Annotated in this window: 16 protein-coding genes, 1 tRNA gene and 1 pseudogene; 13 read left to right on the top strand and 5 right to left on the bottom strand. The window is 69.4% G+C overall.

Annotation, left to right across the window (positions count from 1 at the left end):
- Positions 1-531 precede the first annotated feature (531 nt).
- The gene (locus OU415_RS09410) at positions 532-2,019 is read left to right on the top strand and encodes a recombinase family protein (RefSeq protein ID WP_270948229.1); all 1,488 of its coding nucleotides are present in this window, start codon (positions 532-534) and stop codon (positions 2,017-2,019) included.
- 32 nt (positions 2,020-2,051) lie between these two features.
- Here the strand turns inward: OU415_RS09410 and OU415_RS09405 are convergent.
- Positions 2,052-2,136: transfer RNA gene (locus tag OU415_RS09405), tRNA-Leu, on the bottom strand.
- A 138-nt stretch (positions 2,137-2,274) separates the two neighbouring features.
- On the opposite strand from OU415_RS09405, the gene OU415_RS09400 reads away from it, so the two are divergent.
- The gene (locus OU415_RS09400) at positions 2,275-3,609 is read left to right on the top strand and encodes a M20/M25/M40 family metallo-hydrolase (RefSeq protein WP_270948314.1); all 1,335 of its coding nucleotides are present in this window, start codon (positions 2,275-2,277) and stop codon (positions 3,607-3,609) included.
- A 54-nt stretch (positions 3,610-3,663) separates the two neighbouring features.
- Positions 3,664-4,629, top strand: coding sequence for a tyrosine-type recombinase/integrase (locus OU415_RS09395; RefSeq protein ID WP_270948228.1), 966 nt, complete (start codon positions 3,664-3,666; stop codon positions 4,627-4,629).
- Here the strand turns inward: OU415_RS09395 and OU415_RS09390 are convergent.
- Positions 4,626-5,822 (bottom strand): cytochrome P450, encoded by a 1,197-nt coding sequence (locus tag OU415_RS09390; protein WP_270948227.1) that lies wholly within the window; start codon positions 5,820-5,822, stop codon positions 4,626-4,628. The genes OU415_RS09395 and OU415_RS09390 overlap by 4 nt on opposite strands.
- Positions 5,823-5,914: 92 nt before the next feature.
- On the opposite strand from OU415_RS09390, the gene OU415_RS09385 reads away from it, so the two are divergent.
- Together OU415_RS09385 and OU415_RS09380 are read left to right on the top strand one after the other, a co-directional pair.
- Positions 5,915-6,505 carry a TetR/AcrR family transcriptional regulator gene (locus tag OU415_RS09385; protein ID WP_270948226.1) on the top strand — a complete coding sequence of 197 codons (591 nt, stop codon included), beginning with the start codon at positions 5,915-5,917 and terminating at the stop codon, positions 6,503-6,505.
- Positions 6,506-6,680: 175 nt separating this feature from the next.
- Positions 6,681-8,573: a DUF2075 domain-containing protein gene (locus OU415_RS09380; protein ID WP_270948225.1), complete on the top strand. Its 1,893-nt coding sequence runs from the start codon at positions 6,681-6,683 to the stop codon at positions 8,571-8,573.
- A gap of 54 nt (positions 8,574-8,627) precedes the next feature.
- Here OU415_RS09380 and OU415_RS09375 read toward each other — a convergent pair whose 3' ends face one another.
- Entirely contained in the window at positions 8,628-9,536 is a 909-nt protein-coding gene (locus OU415_RS09375; protein WP_270948224.1) for a C39 family peptidase, read from the bottom strand.
- A 512-nt stretch (positions 9,537-10,048) separates the two neighbouring features.
- Between OU415_RS09375 and hutC the strand changes: the two genes are divergently transcribed.
- The 5 genes from hutC (at position 10,049) to OU415_RS09350 (ending at position 17,241) form a co-directional block, all read left to right on the top strand.
- Positions 10,049-10,804, top strand: coding sequence for a histidine utilization repressor (hutC, locus tag OU415_RS09370; RefSeq protein ID WP_270948223.1), 756 nt, complete (start codon positions 10,049-10,051; stop codon positions 10,802-10,804).
- A 230-nt stretch (positions 10,805-11,034) separates the two neighbouring features.
- Positions 11,035-12,459: an amino acid permease gene (locus OU415_RS09365; RefSeq protein ID WP_270948222.1), complete on the top strand. Its 1,425-nt coding sequence runs from the start codon at positions 11,035-11,037 to the stop codon at positions 12,457-12,459.
- 141 nt (positions 12,460-12,600) lie between these two features.
- On the top strand, positions 12,601-14,166 hold the full coding sequence (gene hutH / locus OU415_RS09360) for a histidine ammonia-lyase (RefSeq protein WP_270948221.1): 1,566 nt from the start codon (positions 12,601-12,603) through the stop codon (positions 14,164-14,166).
- A gap of 196 nt (positions 14,167-14,362) precedes the next feature.
- On the top strand, positions 14,363-15,742 hold the full coding sequence (locus OU415_RS09355) for a purine-cytosine permease family protein (RefSeq protein ID WP_270948220.1): 1,380 nt from the start codon (positions 14,363-14,365) through the stop codon (positions 15,740-15,742).
- A gap of 32 nt (positions 15,743-15,774) precedes the next feature.
- On the top strand, positions 15,775-17,241 hold the full coding sequence (locus tag OU415_RS09350) for a PucR family transcriptional regulator (protein ID WP_270948219.1): 1,467 nt from the start codon (positions 15,775-15,777) through the stop codon (positions 17,239-17,241).
- Here OU415_RS09350 and OU415_RS09345 read toward each other — a convergent pair.
- A complete protein-coding gene (locus OU415_RS09345; protein WP_270948218.1) occupies positions 17,216-18,355 on the bottom strand; it encodes an acyl-CoA dehydrogenase family protein in 1,140 nt (379 codons plus the stop codon). The two genes, OU415_RS09350 and OU415_RS09345, sit on opposite strands and share 26 nt — an antisense overlap.
- Positions 18,356-18,538: 183 nt before the next feature.
- Here OU415_RS09345 and OU415_RS09340 point away from each other — a divergent pair, with 183 nt between their 5' ends.
- The 3 genes and pseudogenes from OU415_RS09340 to OU415_RS09330 form a co-directional block, all read left to right on the top strand.
- Positions 18,539-19,675: a CaiB/BaiF CoA transferase family protein gene (locus tag OU415_RS09340; protein WP_270948217.1), complete on the top strand. Its 1,137-nt coding sequence runs from the start codon at positions 18,539-18,541 to the stop codon at positions 19,673-19,675.
- A gap of 58 nt (positions 19,676-19,733) precedes the next feature.
- Entirely contained in the window at positions 19,734-20,519 is a 786-nt protein-coding gene (locus OU415_RS09335; protein ID WP_270948216.1) for an IclR family transcriptional regulator, read from the top strand.
- 798 nt (positions 20,520-21,317) lie between these two features.
- Positions 21,318-22,253, top strand: a pseudogene (locus tag OU415_RS09330) (2Fe-2S iron-sulfur cluster-binding protein); the annotation flags it as partial.
- Between the two features lie 161 nt (positions 22,254-22,414).
- Here the strand turns inward: OU415_RS09330 and ku are convergent.
- Positions 22,415-23,374, bottom strand: coding sequence for a non-homologous end joining protein Ku (ku, locus tag OU415_RS09325; protein WP_270948214.1), 960 nt, complete (start codon positions 23,372-23,374; stop codon positions 22,415-22,417).
- Positions 23,375-23,429: the final 55 nt, after the last annotated feature.

Here is a 23,429-nt window from a genome sequence, read left to right as displayed (position 1 = left end):
ATACGAGGCAAGAAAAGGTGACCGCGTCGGATGCGATGACGGTGTCCGGCGCGTACGCCTCCCACACCTCGTTCCCATTCGTGCCCGGCTTCGAGGGAGTCGGGCACGTCGAGCCACGTCGGCCCGGGCATGCTCGCACGCGGCGATCGGCCGCTGCGCGCTCCCGATCAGGCGGCGGACCGCTAGGCGAAGTCCAAGCGCACCGAGCTGTCGTGGTGCGTCCCGGTGCCCGACGATGCCGCGCGCTTCGCCTACGTCAATCCGCTCACCGCATGGCTGCTGGTGGAGCGGTCTGCTCCGGCGGGATCTGCGAGGTGGCGATCACCGAGGCGCCTTCGACCATCGACGCACTCGGACACGGACACGACGAGCCCCGCTTACTTAGTTCGGCAGGCAGCGCGAGGGGTGGGAGAAGATGTTCGGTCTGGGTGCGTAGCGGACTGCTCTGTTCGGGTGTGGATCAATTCGTCCGTGATCGTGGGCCACGATGGGGCTCGGCTTCGAGGTGAGGAAGGGTCGAGCTTGGGTGGGTTGACCAGTTCCGGTTTTGTGGATGCGGTGGCGGCACGTCGTGGTGGTGCGCCGCGCTCTGCCGCGGGTCCGGCTCGTGGTGTGCGGTTCGCGTTCTACGGGCGGATGTCGACGCGTGGGTTTCAGGATCCGGCGACGTCGCGTTCGTGGCAGCGGGCGGTGTCGGAGGAGCTCATCGAGGGTGTCGGTGAGATCGTGGTCGACTTCTTCGATGAGGACCGGTCGCGGCGGTGGTCCTGGCAGGACCGGCCGGCGGCCTCGGCGTTGTTGGCTGCGGCGGAGGACCGTGACCGTGGGTTTGATGCGGTGGTGGTGGGCGAGTACGAGCGTGCTTTTTATGGTGATCAGTTTCGGGAGGTCGTGGCACGGCTGAATGAGTTGGGGGTGCAGCTGTGGTTGCCCGAGGCCGGTGGGCCGGTGGAGCTGGACAGTCCGGTGCACGAGGCGTTGATGGTGTTGCTGGGTGCGCAGGCACAGCGGGAGGTGGTGCGGACTCGGCATCGGGTGAAGGCCGCGATGGGCGGCCAGACCCGACTGGAGGGACGTTTCCTCGGTGGTCGCCCACCCTTCGGATATCGCTTGGCCGACGCTGGCCCGCATCCGAACGTCACCCACGCGCAGTGGGGGCGACGCGTGCATGTGCTGGAGCCGGATCCGGAGACTGCGCCGTGGGTGCGGTGGCTGTTCGCCGAGCGGGCTCGTGGCCGGTCTGTGGCGTCGCTGGCGCGGGAGCTCAACGACCGTGGGGTGCCCTGCCCGTCCGATGCGGATCAGGCCCGCAACTCACACCAGCCGGGAGGGCGGTGGATCGCCCGCACCATCAGGTTGATCCTGGAGAATCCGCGGTACACCGGTCGGCAGGTCTGGAACCGGCACGCCACCAAAGGCCACGGCGCCGGGGGCCGCGCCGACGGCCGCGGCTCCGGGGCGGTGCGCCGGAACTCGGTGCAGGAATGGGAAGTCTCCGAGCAGCGGGCTCATACACCGTTGGTTGATGAGGCCACGTTCATCGCTGTTCAGCGGATACGTGTTGCGCGGCCGACCAAAGACGGCCAGACGCGTGAGTATGCGTTGGCTGGGTTGGTGGTGTGCGGGGAGTGTGGCCGTCGGATGGACGCGCACTGGGTACATGGCCGCGCCGGTTATCGCTGCCGCCACGGCTACAAGGCAGCCTTACCGCGGCCGAGTCCGGTGCCCCGCACCGTGTACGTCCGCGAGGATCAGCTTCGCGATGCTTTACCCGGCCTGCTCAGTCAGCACGGTGGGGAACCACCCGGGCAGGATGTGGGCAACGACGTTGGTGACTATCTTCGCCGAGCAGGCCTGGAGATCGTATGCAGCCACGCAGGCTGGGGCCTCAGGCCGATTCCAGGCTGTCCAGCTCCCGAGCTGGTGGCCTCACCCGGCCAGATGCCCTCCGTGCTCGAGACGGACCCCACCGTCGAGCGCCAAAAGGAAAACCCCGCTACCAGCAGTAAGGAGTGCTAGCCGCCGAGTCTAAAACCCGTGGGGTAAGAGAGTGTCCGAGGGGGGACTTGAACCCCCACGCCCTTAATCGGGCACTAGCACCTCAAGCTAGCGCGTCTGCCATTCCGCCACTCGGACATCTCGGGCTCACCCTCTTCGGTGGGGCGTTCCCGCTGTGTTGTGTACATAGATTAGCCCATGGTCATCCGGGGTGAAACGGCACCCCCCTCTAAGCCGCTCGGGTGATAGAAATGCCTGGTGAGCGAGCACAGCGGTATGTCCGGTACTGATCATGACGCGGGGTTGCGGCTGGCCGAGGAGGAGGTTGTCGGTCTTGCCAGCGACTTGATCCGCATCGACACCACCAACACCGGTGATCCCGAGACGCTCGTGGGGGAGCGGGCCGCCGCCGAGTTCGTGGCGGCCAAGCTCAGCGAGGTCGGGTACGAGGTCACCTACGTCGAGTCCGGGGATCATCCCGGGCGCGGCAACGTCATCGCGCGGTTGCCCGGGGCCGATTCGGGTCGGGGCGGGTTGCTGGTGCACGGGCACCTGGACGTCGTGCCCGCCGATCCTGCCGAGTGGTCCGTGCACCCCTTCTCCGGGGCCGTTCAGGACGGGTACGTGTGGGGGCGGGGTGCGGTCGACATGAAGGACATGGTCGCCATGAGCCTCGCGATCGCTCGGCGGTTCAAGCGGGACGGCATCGTTCCGCCTCGTGACATCGTCTTCGCGTTCCTGGCCGATGAGGAGGCCGGGAGCTTCCACGGGGCGCAGTGGCTGGTCGACCACCGGCCCGAGCTGTTCGAAGGCTGCACCGAGGCCATCAGCGAGGTCGGCGGGTTCTCCGTCACGCTCAAGGACGGTGTGCGCGCTTACCTGGTGCAGAGCGCTGAGAAGGGGATCCGCTGGCTGAAGCTGCGGGTTCGAGCGCGGGCCGGGCACGGGTCGATGGTGCACGACGACAACGCCGTGACCAGGCTTTCCGAGGCCGTCGCCAAGCTCGGCAACCACCGGTTCCCGCTGGTGCTGACCGACTCGGTGCAGGAATTCCTCGCCGGCGTCACCGAGATCACCGGGTGGGACTTCCCGGACGACGACGTCGAGGGCGCCGTCGCCAAGCTCGGCAACCTGTCGCGGATGGTCGGCGCCACGCTGCGCGACACCGCCAACCCGACGATGCTCACCGCCGGGTACAAGCACAACGTCATCCCCTCGGTCGCCGAGGCCGCGGTGGACTGCCGGATCCTGCCCGGGCGGGAAGAGGCGTTCGAACGGGAGCTGGCCGAGTTGCTCGGTCCCGACGTGGAGCGCGAGTGGGTCGGGCTGCCGCCGGTGGAGGCCAAGTTCGAAGGCCGGATCGTGGACGCCATGAGCGCGTCGCTGATCGCCGAGGACCCCGGCGCCAAGGCGCTGCCGTACATGATGTCCGGAGGCACCGACGCCAAGTCGTTCAGCCGGCTGGGCATGAGCTGCTACGGGTTCGCCCCGCTGAAGCTGCCCGCCGACCTCGACTTCAGCTCGCTGTTCCACGGCGTCGACGAGCGGGTGCCGGTGGATGCGCTGCAGTTCGGCGTGCGGGTGCTGGACCGGTTCATCCGCAACAGCTGAGTGTCGGTGGGGTCTGATTTCATCTACCCGAGATGATCATCGGGGAGGTGCGGCGTGGACCTGGCGCGCTTGATCGAGATCTACCTGGAGCACTTGCAGGCTCGCAAGCTCGCGGCGAACTCGCTGCGGGCCTACCGCCGCGACCTGGAGACCGTGGCCGGTGAGCTGGTCGAGCTCACCGGCGCCGCCGCCGACCAGTTGCCGGTGGAGCGGGTCGACGCTTCCGTGCTGCGATCGGCGTTCGCCCGGTTCGCCGGCGCGCGGTCGGCCTCGTCGGTGACCCGGGCGTGGTCGACGTGGAACGGGTTCTTCGGATTCCTGGTGGTCGAGGGCGCGGTGCCCGGCAACCCGATGCAGGTGGTGCCCAAGCCGCGCAATGCGCCCTCGACGCCGAAGCCGTTGCAGGGCGAGGACACGCCCGAGCGGCTGCTGCGCACGGTCGCCTCGGGAGCCCGGCGGGCGCGCAACCCGTGGCCGGAGCGCGATCTCGCGGTGCTGGCCACGCTGCTGTGCACCGGGGTGCGCTCGGCGGAGCTGCTCGAGCTGACCGCGGGCTCGCTGGCCGGGCGCAGCGGTGATCGGCGGCTGCACGTGCACGGCAAGGGCGGCAAGAACCGGTCGATCCCGATCGAGGACTCCCTGGACGCGCTGATCCAGGACTACCTGCGGTCGCGGCGGGAGCGGTTCGGCGAGCGGCTGCCCGGCAGCGAGCCGCTGTTCGTCGACCACCGCGGCGAGCGGCTCCAACGCGGCGGGCTGCAGTACCTGGTGCGGCAGTCGCTGCGGGCGGCTGGGGTTTCGGACCGGGTGCAGCCGGGCGCGATGGTGCACGCGCTGCGGCACACCTTCGCCACCCGGCTGGCCGAGGACGGCGCCAACGCCGCCGAGATCGCGAAGCTGCTCGGCCACTCGTCGATCAACTCCAGCCAGACCTACATCGACGTGACCGCCCGCGAGCAGCGGATGTCGGTCCGCGCGAACCGGACGCTGAACGTCCTCGGTGAACTCTCCGGCGGCTAGGGCGCGCCTTCTCGCCAGGTCACCGGGAGTTCGACCAGCCCGCCCGCCAGGGAACCTCGGCGCAGCTCCAGTTGGTCGAGTGGGACGGCCAGTCGCATTGCGGGGAAGCGGGCGAGTAGGCGGCTGAACACCGCGTGCAGCTCGATGCGGGCCAGCGGAGCGCCTACGCAGTACCGCGGGCCGTGGCCGAAGCTCAAGTGGCCGAACGGTTTTCGCGCGATGTCGAAGGAATCGGGATCGGCGAAGACGGCCCGGTCGCGGTTGGCCGCACCGGGGTGGAGCAGGACGAGGTCTCCCGCGTGGACGGTGACGCCGTCGATGTCGAACTCGGTCCGGGCGTAGCGGGGGATCCCGCCGCCGCCACCGCCGCCGACCGGCATGCGGAGGATCTCCTCGACCGCGCCCGGCACCAGGCCCGGTTCGGCCAGCAGCGCTCGCCACTGCGCCCGGTTGGTCAACAGCAGCAGCGCACCCATGCCGATCTGCACCACGGTCGTTTCATGACCGGCGAAGAGCAGAGCCATCGACAGCATGGCGACCTCGTCGTCGCCCATCCCGTCCGCGGCGCACAGCCGGGAGATCACGTCGTCACCAGGATCCCGGCGCTTGCGGGCGACCAGCTGCCGGCCGTAGTCGAACAGGTCGGCCAGTCCCCGTTCGGAGCGAGCCCGGTCGGTGACGTCGGCTGCTGCCTGCGTCCACGCGCGGAACAGGTCGCGGTCCTCGTAGGGCACGCCGAGGAGCTCGCAGATCACCAGGATCGGAAGCGGGAGCGCGAGCGCGTCGTGCAGGTCTGCTGGTGGCCCTTTCTCGGCCAAGCCGTCCAGCAGTTCGTCGGCCAGCGCCTCGACTCGGGAACGCAGCTCGCGCATCCGCTTGGGCGAGAAGTGCGGCTGGAGCAGCTCGCGCATTCGGGCGTGGTCGGCCTGCTCGGTCTCGAAGTCGCCCTGCGGGCCGCCGAACAGCGCGGACTCGCCGACCCGGGCTGCGCGTTCCGGTGCCGGATGCGAGCGGCCGAGCCGCTCATCGGCCAGCAGTCGGCGCACCAGGGCGTAGCTGGTCACCAGCCATGCCCTGTCGCCCGCCTCGGTGCGCACTTCGTGCACCGCGCCCTGGGTCTGCAGGGCGCGGACCTGCGGTGGGAACTCCAACGGGTGCTGCTGGTCGAACGGCAGCTGGATCGGTGCGTTCACGTCACCCTCCCCATGTTCACCCCGGTTTGTATATCCCGGAGTAAACAACGCTAGATGTTAACTTGAGCGTTAACAAGGGGAGGGTGGCAGCGATGGCACGTCGAGCGACTGGAGCCGCGGAGTCGACGCGGCGCATGCCTCGGGCGCAACGGCGCGAGCAGATCCTCGACGCGGCGACCAGGGCGTTCGCCCGTGGTGGTCACAGTGCGACGAGCCTGGACGACGTCGCCGCCGAGGCCGGCATCAGCCGCGTGATCCTCTACCGGCACTTCGACTCGAAGACCGACCTCTACCGAGCGGTCCTCGACCGCGCCAGCGCCCGGCTCACCGAGGCCGTCGGCGAAGACGACTTCGACGAAACCAGCATCCCCGCGCTGCTGCGAGCCGCGAGCGAGGACCCCGACGGGTTCCGGCTGCTGTTCCGCCACGCAGCGCGGGAGCTGGAATTCCGCGACATCACCGACTCGATCCGAATCGCCTCCACCGAGATCGCGGAGCGCCACCTCAGCGGAACGATCCCGGACGGCCCCTGGCAGGACTGGGCGGCGAGATTGGTCCCCACCGTCGCCCTCGAAGCCGTCATCGCCTGGCTCGACGCGGGCCAACCCGACCCCGACGACGCGGCCGACCGCGTCTCCCAGGCGATCGACGCCGTGGTCCAAGCTGCCCGACCGCACGCCTGACCTGCGGATTCGACAGGAAGGAAGGCCAACGTCGCACCGGTCACCCGGACGGCTCGCACGAAGATCGACCCATTAGCCTTGTCCGAGAAGATCGCGGCCCGACGGGCACCGAAGTTCGCACTTCGTCGCTGCCCCCACCCGCGCGTGGATCACGCGTGCCCAGTGGGGGTTGGAAGTGGCGCTGGTTCGTCGGAGCGCGGCGGAGCTGCTCGACGAGGCGAGAGCTGATCGTTTGCACCTGCTGCTCAACGAGCAGGCGAAGTTCCAGCTCGAGGCCCGGGTGGGGATCTCCGAGGTGCGGGCCTGGCAGCGGAGCCTTCCGGTGCTGCTCGCAGATCTCGCCGATGCCGGGTTGGGGCACGTCGAAGTGCTCCTGGAGCACAAGCTCCCGCACAGTCCGAGGCGGGTGGATGCCGTCCTGTGCGGAACACACCCCAAGACGGGTGAGCCCAGCTACGTGCTCGTCGAGTTGAAGCAGTGGTCCCAGGTCGAGGAGACGCTCGGCGATCTCGTCCGCATCTCCGCCTACGGCGAGAATCCCGTTCTGCACCCGGTCGAACAGGTCCGCCGCTACTGCGAGTACCTGGTCGATTCGACCCCCTCGCTCGCCGCGCGGCCCCGGTCGGTCCACGGCATCGCTTACCTGCACAACGCGCGCAACGCCAGCGTCGCCGCGCTGCGGGATCACGCGCTGAGCGATTACGGCCGGCTGTTCACCCTCGACGACCGCGGGAAGCTCGTCGATCACCTGCAGTCCGTGCTCGACCGAGCCGGCGACCGCGACTCCGCGCGCGATGCGGCTGAGGAGTTCCTGAACTTCCACCACGCCCCGTCCAAGCCGCTGCTCGACCTCGCGGCCAAGGAGATCCAGGAGCGGGAGCAGTTCGTACTGCTCGACGAGCAGAAGGTCGCCTTCGAGACAGTCATGCAGGCGGTGCGCAAGGCTCGCGCCGCCGATTCCCGGACCGCCGTGATCGTCCTCGGCGGTCCCGGCTCGGGCAAGAGCGCCATCGCGCTCAGCCTCGTCGGTGAGCTCGCCCGGCAGGGCCGCACAGTGCATCACGCCACCGGTTCCAGCGCCTTCACCCGCACGCTGCGCAAGATCGCGGGGCGCCGGAACACCCGGGTGCAGGGCTTGTTCAAGTACTTCAACAACTACGTCGGCTCCGAGCCGCGCGAGCTCGACGTGCTGATCTGCGACGAAGCGCACCGCATCCGGGAAACCAGCGTCAACCGCTACACCAAGAAGGACGTCCGCGACGCCGCCGGGCGCCAGATCGACGAACTCATCGACGTCGCGTCCGTGCCGGTGTTCCTCCTCGACGAGAACCAGATCGTGCGTCCGGGGGAGATGGGGTCGCTGGAGGAGATCACCACCTCGGCGAAGTCGCGGGGATGCGAGGTCGAGGTGGTGCGCCTGGACGGGCAGTTCCGCTGCGGCGGCTCCGAGGCGTTCGACATCTGGGTGTCGCGGCTCCTCGGCCTCCAGCCGGCCGCGCCCGCGGCGTGGAGCCAGCTCGCCTCGCCCGTCGACGACGACTTCGTCGTCACCAGCGCGGCTTCTCCGCAGGCGATGGAGGCGTGGCTGCGCGCTCAGCAGTCGGCGCACGGAGGGAACGCGCGCATCGCCGCGGGTTACTGCTGGTCGTGGAGCGATCCGGTCAAGACGGACCAGGGCAAGAGCCTCGTCGACGACGTCGTCATCGAGGACTGGAAGCGGCCCTGGAACGCCAAGCCGGAGAAGCGCGTTCCCGACGCGCCGGAGTCCTACTTCTGGGCTTCCGACGAGCGCGGGTTCGGCCAGGTCGGCTGCATCTACACCGCGCAGGGGTTCGAGTACGACTGGGCCGGCGTGATCATCGGGCCTGATTTCGTGCGCCGGGACGGGCAGTGGATCGCTCGGCGCAGCCACTCGCACGACCCTGCGGTCCGCAAGGCCGACGACCTCCACTTCGCCGGGCTCATCCGAAACACCTACAAGGTGCTGCTCACGCGGGGGATGAGCGGGGTGTGCGTGTACTCGCCGGACGAGGAGACGCAGGCGTTCCTGGAACAGGTGACCCGCTGAGCCGGATACGACGAAGGCCCCGCCGGGTGGCGGGGCCTTCGTCGTGGGGGAGCGTCAGGCGGCGTAGCCCTTGGGCTTGATCAGGGATGCCATCTGGTCGAGGCTCAGCCAGTAGTCCTCGATGCCGTTGAAGTGCGCCGGGTCGGAGACGTGCACCGTCTTGTCCTCGGCGTTGTAGCCGATGATCGCCACGTAGTGGTAGATCGTCTCGCTCGACGGGTAGCCGGGCGGCTGGTTGCCGGGCTCCGCCACGATGTTGGCCACGATCGCCTTGCCGTCGTTGACGTCGCGGACGGTGTCCGACCACAGCTGGTCGGTCAGCTCCGGGGACATCTGGCGGTCGCTCCAGTCGCGGGCCTCGTAGTTGGCTCCGGGCAGCTTCCTGTTCATCCCGTCGACGACCTGGTGGATGGTGTCGGTGCCGTTCTCGGTGGTGCCGAGGTCAGCGGCGAGCGAGCCCTGGTCCGGCAGGTCGTCGGTCTTGGCGGACAGCGCGATGCGCGTCGCGGTCGGGCCGCACCAGTAGCTGGTCTGCTGCGCCTGGTAGTCCACGTCGAGGGACTTGGTGACCGGCGGTGCCTCCTTCGGAGCGGGGTGCTCTTCGGGAGCCGGGGCCGCCGGTGCAGCCGGTGCTGCTGGAGCGGGCGGGGTCTGCGGGGCCGGGGGAGCTGCCTGGACCGGGGGAGCGGCCGGGGCGGCCGGGGCGAGGGCGGCCGGGACCTGGGCCTGGGCCGGGGTCTCGTTGTCGACCGCCCGGATGTGGGCGGTCGTGGGCTCCTGGTCGGCGCCCGTGGCCATCGACTGGCCGACCAGCACGAGGGCGCCGCCGGCGACGACCACCGGGAGGACCTTGGCGGACACCCGGCGGGTCCGGGAGCCGTTCGCGTTCAGGCCGAACTTGTCAACGAGTGCGCGGAGCGAAGCCTTCGGGGTGGGGCCGCCCGCGTTGTCCTGCTTCTGCACGTAAGCCTTTCCACGTCGGGGGAGATCCGGCGGCCACCGTCGGGGCGGTAGTGCCTCGCGGCGACGAGGCGTCGTGACCGGATCGTGATTTCGCAGCCACCAGGAACGTAACCAAGAGTTATCTGGTCTTCAACGTTTCACCTGATCAGTTAGTCGAATAAGGCTTGACGGCAACTCTGAGTAACAGATCGTGTTGATCGAGGGGCTCGGTCCGCAGCGGTCGGCTCCGAATCCGGACGCCGTGTCTGGCCGAGGTGCCGTTTGCACTGGTGAGGGGAGTGCGTACTCGTTTGCCCGGGGAAGATCGACCGGGCCGGTCGGCGAGCTTCCGGTCGAGATCGACCGACCGGTGATCATGCGCCGCGAAGATCGGCACAACGCCGTCGTGACCCTGGGCACAAGGTCGCGGAACGATCGCCGAACCTGCGGCGTTCTGCTCCCGGAACACTTCCGGGCGGGGTGCGGCCGATAGACTGGACGTACGGTTTGATCTCTGAGGTGGGCGGTGACCGGTGACCATTGATGCGTTGGACGTCGCCGCGCTGTTCCACGAGAGCCGCCGCGAGTCCGCTCCCGCGTACCGCCGCCTCAAGGACGTGATCACCGAGCAGATCGGCACCGGGCGCTGGGCCGAGGGCGCGCTGCTGCCCTCCGAGAGCCAGCTGGTCAACGCCCTGGGGCTGTCGCGGATGACCATCAACCGGGCGCTGCGCGAGCTGAGCGCGGAAGGTCTCGTCGTCCGGCTGGCCGGGGTGGGGACGTTCGTCGCCGAGCGCAAGAGCAGCTCGGCGCTGTACGAGGTGCGCAACATAGCCGACGAGGTCCAGCGGCGCGGGCACCGACATCGGACCGAGGTCGTGCTGCTGCGGGAGGAACCCGCCGACCTGCGCATGCACCGCCTGTTCGGGATCACCGAGGGGCTGCCGGTCTTCCACTCGATCGTCGTGCACTTCGAGGACGGCGTCGCGATCCAGCTCGAGGACCGGCACGTCAACCCCGAGCTGGCCCCGGACTACCTGGACCAGGACTTCTCGGTGCAGACGCCGAACAGCTACCTGTCGCAGATCGCGCCGCTGGGCAAGGGCGAGCACGTGGTGGAGGCGGTGCTGGGCGGCGCGGAGGACTGCGCGCGGCTGGGCATCGAGGAGTTCGAGCCGTGCCTGCTGATCCACCGGCGCACGTGGTCGGAGGGTCGCCTCGTGAGCACTGCGCGCCTGTTGCATCCTGGATCGCGGTTCCGCCTCGAAGGCACCTTCGACGCGACCTGAGGTCGCTCAGATCCCCTTTTGCTGTCTGGATTGTTCGTGTTCGTCATCGCGTGGGCGTTGTGCGTCAGCTGATTTCGAACCGACCTCTTGACGAGCTGTATATACAGCACTATACATATCGCACCGCCTCCGATTGTGCGCGCAAGCACAGTCCGGCGGCCCCGAACCGAGCGGTTCACCACCCCGGTCGCAACACAGGGAACGACGTGGTTCCCGCAGGGAGGAACTAGGTGAGAAAAGGCGCGGCGGCCCTGAGTCGAGGCCTCACGGCACGGCACATCCGCTTCATCGCTCTCGGCTCGGCCATCGGGACCGGCCTCTTCTACGGATCGTCGGACGCGATCAGCCAGGCGGGCCCTTCGGTGCTGTTCGCCTACCTGATCGGCGGCGCCGTGGTGTTCATCGTGCTCCGGGCGCTCGGCGAGATGGCCGTGGCCGACCCGGTGCCCGGTTCGTTCGGCGAGTACGCCACCCGGCACCTCGGGCGCCTGCCGGGCTTCATCACCGGCTGGACCTACACGTTCGAGATGGTCATCGTCGCCATCGCGGACGTCACGGCACTAGCCGTCTACATGGGCTTCTGGTTCCCCGACGTACCTCGGTGGACCTGGGTGCTGGCCACGCTGTTCCTGCTCGCCGCGGTGAACATGCTCAGCGTCAAGGCGTTCGGCGAGCTCGAGTTCTGGTTCTCGCTGATCAAGGTCGTCGCCATCGTCGCGATGATCGCCGGCGGCATCGCCGTGCTGGTCTTCGGCTTCACCGCCGGTGGCGGCCACGCCGAGCCCACGGTGACCAACCTCGTGACCAACGGCGGGATGTTCCCCAACGGCATCGGTGGCTTCCTGATGTCCTTCGCCGTGGTGATGTTCGCCTTCGGCGGCACCGAGATCATCGGCGTCACCGCCGGTGAGGCCGAGGACCCGGCGAAGACCATCCCGCGCGCGGTCAACACCGTGCCGGTCCGGGTCCTGCTGTTCTACGTGCTGACCCTGGGCGTGATCATGTCGATCATCCCGTGGCAGCAGATCGACGGCGAGGGCAGCCCGTTCGTGGAGATCTTCCAGAGCCTCGGCCTGAACTCCGCGGCGACGGTGCTCAACGTCGTGGTCATCACCGCCGCGCTGTCGGCGATCAACAGCGACATCTTCGGCGCCGGCCGGATGCTGTTCGGCATGGCCGAACGCGGCCAGGCCCCGGCGATCATGGGCCGGGTCTCGCGCAACGGCGTGCCGTGGATGACCGTGGTCATCATGACCGGCGCGCTGCTGATCGGCGTGGTGCTCAACTACGTCGTGCCGGAGGACATCTTCACGATCATCGCCTCCATCGCCACCTTCGCCACGGTGTGGGTGTGGCTGATGATCATGCTGTCGCACTACCAGGCCCGGCGTAAGATGAGCGCTGAGGAAGCCGCAGCGCTGAAGTTCCCGGCGCCGCTGTGGCCCTTCGCCCAGATCGTCGCGATCGCCTTCCTGGCCTTCGTCGTCGTTCTGCTGGCCTTCTCGGCGGAAACCCGCGTGGCGCTCATCGTCGGTGCGGTGTGGCTCGTGCTGCTGTCGCTCGGCTTCTGGCTGGGCATCGGCCGGCGGCCGGTCGATGCCGGCAGCGGTGGCCCGGACGACGACCGCGTCGTCTCCGAGGTCGGGGCGAGCTGATCCGGTCGCACCCCAGAGCTCCAGCGGCGGCCGTCGATCCGGCCGCCGCTGGTTCCCAATTTCACGCGCCGACCCCGAACCGGGCCAGCCGGCCCGGGAAGAGGCGCGAAACCCCCAACTCACGAGGAAAGAAGTTTGAGCATGAGCCGTACTGAAGCTGCCGTGGACACCGCTGCCGTGGTCGTGGGAGTCGGCGCGGTCAGCGCGGCCGACGTCGTCCGCGTCGCCCGCGACGGCGCGCGCGTGGAGCTGTCCGCGGAGTCCAAGAAGGAGATCGCGGCCACCCGCGGCCGGATCGAGAGCCTGGCCGAGGAGCCCAAGCCGGTCTACGGCATCTCCACCGGCTTCGGTGCGCTCGCCACCCGGCACATCCCGCTTGAGCTGCGCAAGCAGCTGCAGAAGAGCCTGGTGCGCTCGCACGCCGCAGGCACCGGCCCGGAGGTGGAGCGCGAGGTCATCCGCGCGCTGATGCTGCTGCGGCTGTCCACCCTGGCCACCGGCCGCACCGGCGTCCGCCTCGAGGTCGCCGAGACCTACGCCGCGGTGCTGTCGGCCGGCATCACCCCGGTCGTCCACGAGTACGGCAGCCTGGGCTGCTCCGGTGACCTCGCGCCGCTCGCGCACATCGCGCTGGCCATCATGGGCGAGGGCACCGTCCGCGACGCCAGCGGCGAGGCCAAGCCCGCCGCCGAGGCCCTCGCCGCCGCCGGGATCGCCCCGGTCGAGCTGCAGGAGAAGGAAGGCCTCGCGCTGATCAACGGCACGGACGGCATGCTCGGCCAGCTCGTGCTGGCCTGCCACGACCTGCGCCGGCTGGTCAAGCTCGCCGACATCACCGCCGCGATGAGCGTGGAGGGCCAGCTCGGCACCGACCGCGTCTTCGCCGCCGACCTGCAGGCGCTGCGCCCGCACCCGGGCCAGGCCGCCGCCGCGTCGAACATGTCGCGCCTGCTCGCCGGTTCGGGCATCGTGGCCAGCCACGCCGGTCCGGACTGCACCCGCGTCCAGGACGCCTACTCGCTGCGCTGCTCGCCGCAGGTCGCCGGCGGCGTCCGCGACACCATCGCGCACGCCGAGTCGGTCGCGTCGGTCGAGCTCGCCAGCGCCGTGGACAACCCGGTGGTCACCCTCGACGGCCGCGTGGAGTCCAACGGCAACTTCCACGGCGCGCCCGTGGCCTACGTGCTGGACTTCCTGGCGATCGTCGTCGCGGACCTGGCCAGCATCAGCGAGCGCCGCACCGACCGGTTCCTGGACCCGGCCCGCAACCACGGCCTGACCCCGTTCCTCGCCGACGACCCGGGCGTGGACAGCGGGCACATGATCGCCCAGTACACCCAGGCCGCGATCGTCTCCGAGCTCAAGCGCCTGGCCGTCCCGGCCAGCGTCGACTCGATCCCGTCCTCGGCGATGCAGGAGGACCACGTCTCGATGGGCTGGTCCGCGGCCCGCAAACTGCGCAAGGCCGTCGACGGCCTGACCCGCGTCCTGGCGATCGAGGCGCTGACCGCGGCTCGCGCCATCGACATGCGCAGCCCGCTGGCCCCGTCGGCGGCGACCGCGGCCGTGCGCGACCGCATCCGCGAGCGCGTCGAGGGCCCGGGCACCGACCGGCACCTGTCGCCGGAGATCGAGGCCGCCGTCGAGCTGTGCCAGAACGGGCAGCTGCTGGCCGCGGCCGAGGCGGTCGTCGGCTCGCTCGACTGAGGACCTCCAGCCACAGCTTGACCTTTCGCGCCGAACCGGGCGGGGATCGCCGAATCCCCGCCCGGTTCGGCGTTTCCGGGACGTTGATCCGCCTCTGTCTGGCATTCCAGACAGCGGGTCTCCGCCGGGCATTGATCCGGAGTTCGTCGCGGCGACTAATGGAACGAACTGAATTCGGCGGGGCGAGGAGTGACACATGGCCGGTGGCTTGCAGGTCGAGCGGAGGTCGATCGACCCGATCCCGGAGGCCGAGCGGCACGGCAGCCCGCGCAGCCTCTTCACGTTGTGGTTCGCCGGCAACATGCAGATCACCTCGGCGGTGACCGGCGCGCTGACCGTGCTCGTCGGGCTGCACCCGCTGTGGGCGCTGGTGGCCATCGCGCTGGGCAACGCCATCGGCGGCGTGCCGATGGCCCTGCACGCGGCCCAGGGCCCGAAGCTGGGCATCCCGCAGATGATCCAGAGCCGGGCCCAGTTCGGCGTGTACGGCGCCGTGCTGCCGCTGGTGCTCGTGGTGCTGATGTACCTGGGCTACTTCGCCAGCGGCAACGTGCTGGGCGGGCAGGCGCTTTCGGCGATCACCGACCTGCCGGTCGACCTGAGCATCGTGCTCTACGCGGCGCTGTCGGCGACGATCGCGATCGTCGGGTACCGGCTGATCCACCGCTTCGGCTGGCTGGCCTCGCTGGTGTCGGTCGTGGTGTTCGTGTACCTGACCTTCCGGCTGGTCACCACGCACGACCTCGGGTCCGTGCTGGCGAACGCGAAGCTCGACGTGCCCGCGTTCCTGCTCGCGCTGTCGCTGACCGCGTCCTGGCAGCTCACCTTCGGCCCCTACGTCGCCGACACCTCGCGGTACCTGCCCTCGGGCACCTCGATCCGGGCGACGTTCTGGTGGACCTACGGCGGTACCGCGCTCGGCGCGACCTGGGCGATGTCGTTCGGCGCGCTGGCTTACGCGGTGGCGGGCAAGGAGTTCAAGGGCCACGAGGTCGCCTACGTGGTGGGCCTCGGCGGCGAAGCGCTGGTGCTGCCGCTGCTGCTGGCCATCGCGCTGGGCAAGCTCACCATCAACGTGCTCAACATCTACGGCGGCTACATGACCGTGGCCACCACGATGAGCGCCTTCACCCGCAAGGTCGGGCTGTCCCCGGCGACCCGGATCGGCTACATCGCGCTGGTCGGCGTGCTGGGCGGTGTGATCGCGGTGCTGGGGCGCGGTGACTTCCTGTCGAACTTCGTGCTGTTCCTGCACTTCCTGCTCTACTTCCTGACCCCGTGGAGCGCGATCAACCTGGTCGACTTCTACTTCCTGCGCAAGGAGAAGTACGACATGGAGGCGATGTACGACCCCGACGGCGTCTACGGCCGCTGGTGCGTGCCTGCGCTGATCGCCTACTTCGTCGGCATCGCGGTGCAGATCCCGTTCTCCAATGTGGACGGTGTGTTCACCGGGCCGCTGGTGGAGCTGCTCGGCGGTGCGGACATCGCCTGGCTGCTCGGACTGGTGGTCCCGGGCGTCATCTACTGGGCCGCGATGCGCAAGCGGATCCGGGAAACGGCTCCGGCGGCCTGACGGTGCCGGGTGCTCACCCGTCCGATGGGCAGGTGAAGAACGCGATGATGCCGGTGAGCGTGGGCGATCTCGTCGCGGAACCGTCGCTGCGGCTGGTGGCGAGGACGAGCCACTGCGGTGCAGCCCGGCCCATCAGCTGGGTCTCCACCACGGAACTGCCCGATCCGGTCCCGTTCCTGCGCGGCGATGAGCTCGTCCTGACCACCGGCATGTACGAGCGCACCGACGAGCAGTGGTGGGAGCTGGTCGACCGGCTGGCGCGGCTGCCGATCGCGGCGCTGTGCTTCGGCACCGGGCTGGTGCACCGCGAAGTCCCGGACGTCGTCGTCCGGGCCGCCGAGGAGTGCGGGCTCGCGCTGGTGGAATCGCCGTGCGAGGTGCCGTTCGTCCAGATCAGCCACTGGGTGGCCGACCGCATCTTCGCCGAGCAGTACGACGCGGTGCGCGCCAACGTCGCGGTGCAGGACGAGCTCGTGCGCGCGCTGCTGGCGGGCAACGGTCTGACCGGGCTGCTCAGCCGGCTCCACGTGCACCTCGGGCGAACGCCGGTCGCGGTGGTCGGGGTGGACGGTGCCGTGCTGGCGAAGTTCCCCCAGCACGCGGCGGTTCCGGATGCGACGGTGCGCCGGCCGGTCGAGATCGACCAGGTGCCGGTCGCCCAGGTGTGCGCTGACATCCCCGCGCAGTTCGAGAGCGTGCTGTCGTTCGCGGCGAACATCCTCGGGTTGGAGATCGCCCGGCACCAGGCAGTGCTGACCGGGCGGCGCGAACTGCTCGGCCACGTCGTCGAGGACGTGCTGGAGCACGTGATCTCCGACCGCGAGGGGCGCGCCCGGTTGACCCGTGCGCGGGTGCCGGTCGGGGAGCCGAACCACGTCGTGCTGGCCACCGTCGACGGGCCCGCGGACCGGTTGCGCCGCCTGCCGTGGGCGGTGGGGCAGCTGGTGGAGCGCCGCGACGACCACCAGCCGACCGCGGTCATCGACAACACCGCCGTGCTGATCGTGCCCGCCACCGCGGACGTCGCGGGCATCGCCGCGGAACTCCGCGACCGGTTGGCGGTGCTGGATCCGCAGGTCGGCGTCGGGGTCAGCACCGCCAGATCAGGTGTCCCCGGGCTGCGCATCGGGCACGCCGAAGCCCGCCAGGCCAGTGCTCAGGGACCCGGGGTGCACCCGGCCGGGCCCCTGAGCGTGACCGGTATGCTGGCCGGCAGCGTCGACCTGCCCCTGGCGGAACTCGCCGAGACCACGCTGGCCCGGCTGCTGCGCTACGACGTCGAGCACGACGGCGAACTCCTCGCGACCCTGCGCGCCTACCTCGACCACGACTGCTCGCCATCGGTGACCGCGAAAGCGCTGGCCGTGCACCGCAACAGCCTGCGCTACCGGCTGCAGCTGATCGAGCAGCTCACCGGACGCGACCTGGCGCGGCTGACCGACCGGATCGAGTTGTGGTTCGCCGTGCGAGCGCTCAGCCGAGGAGCCGGCGAGCCATGACGATCCGCTGGATCTCGTTGGTGCCCTCGTAGATCTGCGTGATCTTCGCGTCGCGCATGAACCGCTCGACGGGGAAGTCGCGGGTGTAGCCGTAGCCGCCGAACAGCTGCACCGCATCGGTGGTCACGCGCATCGCGGTGTCGGAGGCGAAGCACTTCGCTGCAGCGCCGAAGAACGTCCGATCCGGGGCGCCGTCAGCGCGTGCCGCCGCCGCGTAGACCAGCTGGCGGGCGGCGGTGACGTGCATGGTCATGTCGGCGAGCTTGAACTGCACGCCTTGGAAGTCCCCGATGGGACGGCCGAACTGCTTGCGCTCCTGCACGTAGCCGACCGACGCGTCCACCGCGGCCTGCCCGATCCCGACCGCCTGCGCACCGATCGACACCCGCGTCCGATCCAAAGTGGACAGCGCGATCCGCATGCCCTTGCCGGGTTCGCCGAGCAGCCGGTCGGCCGGGATCCGGCAGTCCTCGAAGAACACTTCGCGGGTCACCGAACCGCGCAGTCCCATCTTCTTCTCCGGCGGGCCGCAGCTGATGCCCGGATCGTCGGCGTGCACCACGAAGGCCGAGATCCCGCGCGACCCGGCCTCCGGATCGGTCACCGCGAACACCACGAGCAGTCCCGCGATCCCCGCCGAGGTGATCCACGTCTTCACGCCGTCCAAGCGGTAACCGCCGCCGTCCCGGACCGCCTTGCACCGCATCGCCCCGACGTCGCTACCCGCCTCGCGCTCGCTGATCGCGTAGGCCATCAGGACCTCTCCGGACGCGACCTGGGGCAGGTACCGCTGCTTCTGCTCCTCGGTGCCGAACAGCAGCAGGGGAGTCACGCCCAGCTTGTTCGAGGTCAGGATCGTCGACGACGATGCGCACGCCCGGGCCACCTCCTCCACGGCGATGGCCGAGGCCGTGGCGTCGGCACCGTCTCCGCCGTACTGCTCGGGGATTCCGACCGCGTGCAGCCCGGCCGCCACCAGCTCGTCGTAGACGTCGTGCGGGAACTCGCCGCGCTCGTCGATCTCGGCGGCGCGGGGCGCGATCTTGGCCTGGGCCATCGCGCGCACGCTCGCGCGGAAGTCCTCGTACTCGGCGGGCAGCAGGTAAGGCGTCATGGAACCTCCTCGATCGGTCTTCCGCGCCATTACCGAACGACCGGGCTGCCCGAACATATGGCCCGCTGCCCGGAAAACCGCCGATCTTTCGTGCGTCCGCACGTCGTCCACCGCGTTGCTCCGTTCCTAGCGTGATCGGTGGACGACGTTCGTGAGCACAAATTCCTGCGGAACGAGGGCGCGATGGGACTTCTCGACGGTGTGCGCGTGCTGGACCTGAGCCGGGTGCTGGCCGGGCCCTACTGCACGGCGATGCTGGCCGATCTCGGGGCCGACGTGGTGAAGGCCGAACCGGTGCGCGGCGACGACTCCCGGCACCTCGGGCCCTTCGTCGACGGCGAGAGCGTCTACTTCGCACAGCTCAACCGGGGCAAGCGCAGCGTCGCGCTGGACCTCAAGGACGCCGACGACCGCGAGTTCTTCCGCTGCCTGGCCCGGCGCGCGGACGTGGTGGTGGAGAACTTCCGCCCGGGTGTGGCGGCCAAGCTCGGTGTCGACCACGCGACGCTGTCCGCCGACAACCCGCGCCTGGTCTACGCGAGCATCTCCGGTTTCGGCCAGCACGGACCGCTGTCGCACCTGCCGGCCTACGACCTGGTGGTGCAGGCGATGTCCGGGCTGATGGCGGCCACCGGCCAGCCCGCCGGGCCGCCCACCAGGACCGGCGAATCGCTCGGCGACCTGTGCGCCGGGATGTTCGCCGCGTGGGGGATCTGCGCCGCGCTGTTCGACCGCGAACGCACCGGGCGCGGCCGGCACCTCGACGTGGCGATGCTCGATTCGCTGGTCTCCCTGCAGGTCACGGCGATGAGCTTGCTCACCGCCACCGGCGCACTGCCCGGGCGCACCGGCAACCGGCACCCGGTCTCCACGCCCTTCGACACTTTCCAGGCCGCGGACGGGCTGGTCGCGATCGCGGTGGCCAACGACGGCGTGTTCGCCCGGCTGACCGACATGCTGGGCAAACCGTCGCTGGCCGTCCACGAACGCTTCGCCACCGACACCGCGCGAACCGAGAACCGCGAGCTGCTGCACAGCATCATCGAGGCGTGGACGCAGCGCCGCGCGGTCTCGGAGGTGGTGTCCGCCGCCGAACGATCCGGTGTTCCCGCCGGGCCCATCTGGGACCTCGCCGAGGCCGTGGACAGCGACCAGGTGCGGGGCCGGAACCTGGTGGCGGAGCTGGAACATCCCGTGCTCGGAGCGCTGCGCTACCTCAAGCAACCAGTCCAGTTCGGAGACTCCGACGACCGGCCGCGCCCGCGCATCCCGCGACTCGGCGAGCACCAGGAGGACGTCCGAGCGGATTGGCTGATGTGAACCACACCGGCGGCATCCGCGACAATCGTGCTGTCATCGCGGGCGAGAGGTGGGTGCAGTGGCCGAATCGAGCGCATCACCGGCGGTCGGACGGGCGTTGGACGTCCTCGTCCGGCTGGCCGAAGCACCGGGGCCGGTGCGCGCCGCGACCCTGGCGCGGGACCTCGACATCCCGCGCTCATCGCTGTACCACATCCTGTCCGTGCTGGTGGACAAGGGATTCGTGGTCTACCTCGCGGGGGAGCAGGCCTACGGGCTCGGCGTGGTGTCCTTCGAAATCGGCTCCGCCTACCTGCGCCACGAACCCCTGGAACGCCGGGCCGCACCCATCCTGCGCCGCTTGGCCCGCAACCTCGGGCAAACCGTGCACCTGGGCATCCTGCACGGCTCGGAAACGGTGTACCTGCTGAAGGAACAGCCGACCTCGGGCGCCGACGTCTCGCTGATCACCGACGTCGGTGTGCGGCTGCCCGCGCACCTGACCGCCAACGGCCGCGCGATCCTCGCGGGCAGCCCCGACGCCCAGGTCCGGGCACTCTTCCCGCGCCGCAGCGACTTCATCACCCGCACCGGCCGCGGACCCCGGACGCTGGCGGAGCTGGGCGAGCAGCTGGCGGTCGACCGGGAACGCGGCTGGTCGGAGGAGGTGGAGCTGGTCGCCCCCGGACTGCGCTCGGTGGGTGCGGCGGTGTTCGACCACAGCGCCCGCCCGGTGGCGGCGCTGAGCACGTCGTGGAGCCGCTTCCACGAACGCCACGAACCGACCGAGGTCGGCGAGATCATGCGAGCCGGAGCGGCAAAGCTGACGGCGGCGATCTCCGGCCGGAACCCGCTGGCGGGGTGAACCCGCCGCTCGGCTGGTCTGCGGGGCAGGCAGAACGAACCACTGCTCGATCAGCGGTGAACCTCACGCAATTTCGATTGAAATTGTCAAACATCGCCACCGCAGGTTCCGTCCACAACGACGACAATTTCGATTGAAATTGCTGCACGCACTGGTGACCAGCTGGCGCTTTGAACCCTGCGCAACCCCGTGCGGCACGGTCCTCACTCGTCGTTGAGTCTGTTGGGTATCGCTGCTGGGCGTTGGGTGGTGATACACGGGCGGCCTGGCGAGGGGAGGGGTGTCGTTGGGGGCGGGGTGCTTTTGGGTTCAAAGCGGTGGGGGGTCGCCTCGTGCGTCCAGCAATTTCAATCGAAATTGTCTCCGTTTTCGACGGAACCTGCGGTGGCGATTTTTGACAATTTCAATCGAAATTGCATGAGGTTCACCGCTGGTCGAGCAGTGGTGATACACGGCACCACCGGTCGAGCAGTGGTGCCGTGGGTTCATCGGTGGTCGAGCAGTGGTGATGCGTGGTTGTCCACTGGTCGAGCAGTGGTGCCGTGGGGTCATCGGTGGTCGAGCAGTCGCGATGTGGGTTTGCTGGGCGTCGGGGTGATGTGGTTTCAGCGGGCGTTGGGGGTTACCGCTGGGGCAGTGGTGATAGCGGTTCGTCGGGTGCGTGGGGGTGTGGGCTGGGGGTGGGTCGGGAGTCTGGGGGGCGCTGTGTTCACCGGGATTTCAGAGTGGCGTCTCGGATCCGAGAAAGAGTGGGCTTGGTGCTGCCGTTCTCGCTTGGTGGGGGATGTCATGGGTGGACGAGAACGCATTTCGGGTCAGGAGCAACTCATGAGCAACGAGAACGTCCGCAACATTCGCGCGCCGCGCGGCGCCGAGCTGCGGATCGGGGTCCGCCACGTCTCCGGTGGCCTGTTCTCGACCTGGCTGGTGCGCGAGGTCCAGCCCGGCGACGAGGTCGAGGTGCTGCCGCCCACCGGCAGCTTCACCCCGGACCTGACCGCGCACGAACGGCACGTGTGCATCGCCGCCGGGTCGGGGATCACCCCGATGCTGTCCATCGTGGCCACGGTGCTGCGCGACACCAACGCGACGGTCACCCTGCTGTACGGCAACCGCCGCAGCGACACCGTCATGTTCTCCGACGAGCTGGCCGACCTGAAGGACCGCTACCCGACCCGGCTGGAACTGGTGCACGTGCTCTCCCGGGAGCCGCGCGAGTCCGAGCTGTTCACCGGTCGGTTGGACGAGGCCAAGCTCCGCGCCCTGCTGTCCACAGTGCTCGACGCCGATGCGGTGGACCAGTGGTGGCTGTGCGGGCCGTTCGGCATGGTCACCGACGCGCAGGGCGTGCTGCGCGACAGCGGGGTGACCACCGAGCGGATCCACCAGGAGCTGTTCTACGTCGAGGACGTGCCGCCAGAACCGGCGCACCACGAGGAACCGACCATCGAGGGCCCGACCAGCGACGTCACGGTGGTGCTCGATGGCCGCTCGACCTCGATGTCCCTGCCGCGCGACGTCCCGGTCCTGGACGCCGCCCAGCGGGTCCGCCCCGACCTGCCGTTCGCCTGCAAGGGCGGCGTCTGCGGCACCTGCCGGGCGAAGGTGACCTGCGGCGAGGTCCGCATGCGCCGCAACTTCGCCCTGGAGGAGTCCGAAGTGGACCAGGGCTTCGTCCTCACCTGCCAGTCGCTGCCCACCACGGACGAAGTCACGGTCGACTTCGACGCCTGATGCTCACCGCAAAGTCCATGGAAATCAGGCGTCTGATTTCCATTGAGCCTTTTTCATCCTGTCTGGTCTGCGACTGCGAGGCATGACCGGCACCGTGCGGCGAGCGCTGAGGTTCCGCTACCGGCACCGCCGAGCAAACCGAGGATGGACAACCTCAATGGTCAGGAGGCCTTGCGGGTGCGGCGGGTTCCGGTGGGCTTCTCCGCGGAGGCGTCGGCGACGGCTTGCTCCAGTTCGGCGCGCTTCATCTTGGAGCGGCCCTTGATGCCCAGGTCCTTCGCGCGGTCTTCGAGCTCGGCCTTGGTCAGCTCGGAGAGGTCTTCCGCGCGGCGGGGTTTGCGGCCCTTGCGGGCTTCGTCGACGCTGCGGCGCAGCGCCTCGGTGAGGTCGATGACGTCGGTCGGCTGCGGTGGGGCCTCGGCGGCTGCCACCTCGCCGCCGCGGGCCTTCTCCGCGAGCAGTTCCTCGACCTTCGACGTGTAGGTGTCCTCGTACTCCTCGGGCTCCCAGGGGCCGCTCATCGACTCGATGATGGTCGAGGCCATCTGCAGTTCCTTCGACGACGGGCCGGACTGCTCGGGCTGGTCGCCGAGAAGGTCGGCGGGGTCGCGGATCTCGTCGGCGAAGTACAGCGTGTTCAGCGCCAGCACGTCGGTGTCGGCGCGCACCGCGGTCAGGTACTGCTTGCCGCGCAGCACGAACGTCGCGATGCCCGCCTGCCCGGTGTCCTGCATGGCCCGCCGCAGCAGGTTGTACGGGCGGAAGTGCTCCTTGCTGTTGGGGGCCAGCCAGTAGGTCTTCTGGAAGTGCACCGGGTCGATCTCGGTGAGGTCGACGAACGTGGTGATGTCGATGGTGCGAGAGCGGCCGGGGGCGATCTCGTCCAGCTCGGACTGCTCGACGGTGATGACCCCGCCGTCGTACTCGCGTCCCTTGACGATGTCGTTGTAGCCGACCTCCTCGCCGGTGCGCTCGTTGACGCGCTTGTAGCGGATGCGGTCGGTGGTGCCGCGCTCGTACTGGTGGAACTGCACGGTGTGGTCCTCGGTCGCGGCGTAGAGGCCGACCGGGATGGTCACCAGGCCGAAGTTGATCGACCCGGTCCAGATCTTGCGCGGCATGGCAGCCTCCCATCGCCCGGCGCCCCGCCGTCCACGATGCGGTGGCGCTGGCAAG

This window comes from Saccharopolyspora oryzae (assembly GCF_027853915.1).
In the GTDB taxonomy this organism is placed as follows: domain Bacteria; phylum Actinomycetota; class Actinomycetes; order Mycobacteriales; family Pseudonocardiaceae; genus Saccharopolyspora; species Saccharopolyspora oryzae.
The sequence above is the reverse complement of the archived record's forward strand: the minus strand, read 5'-3'. Positions and strand labels throughout refer to the sequence as shown.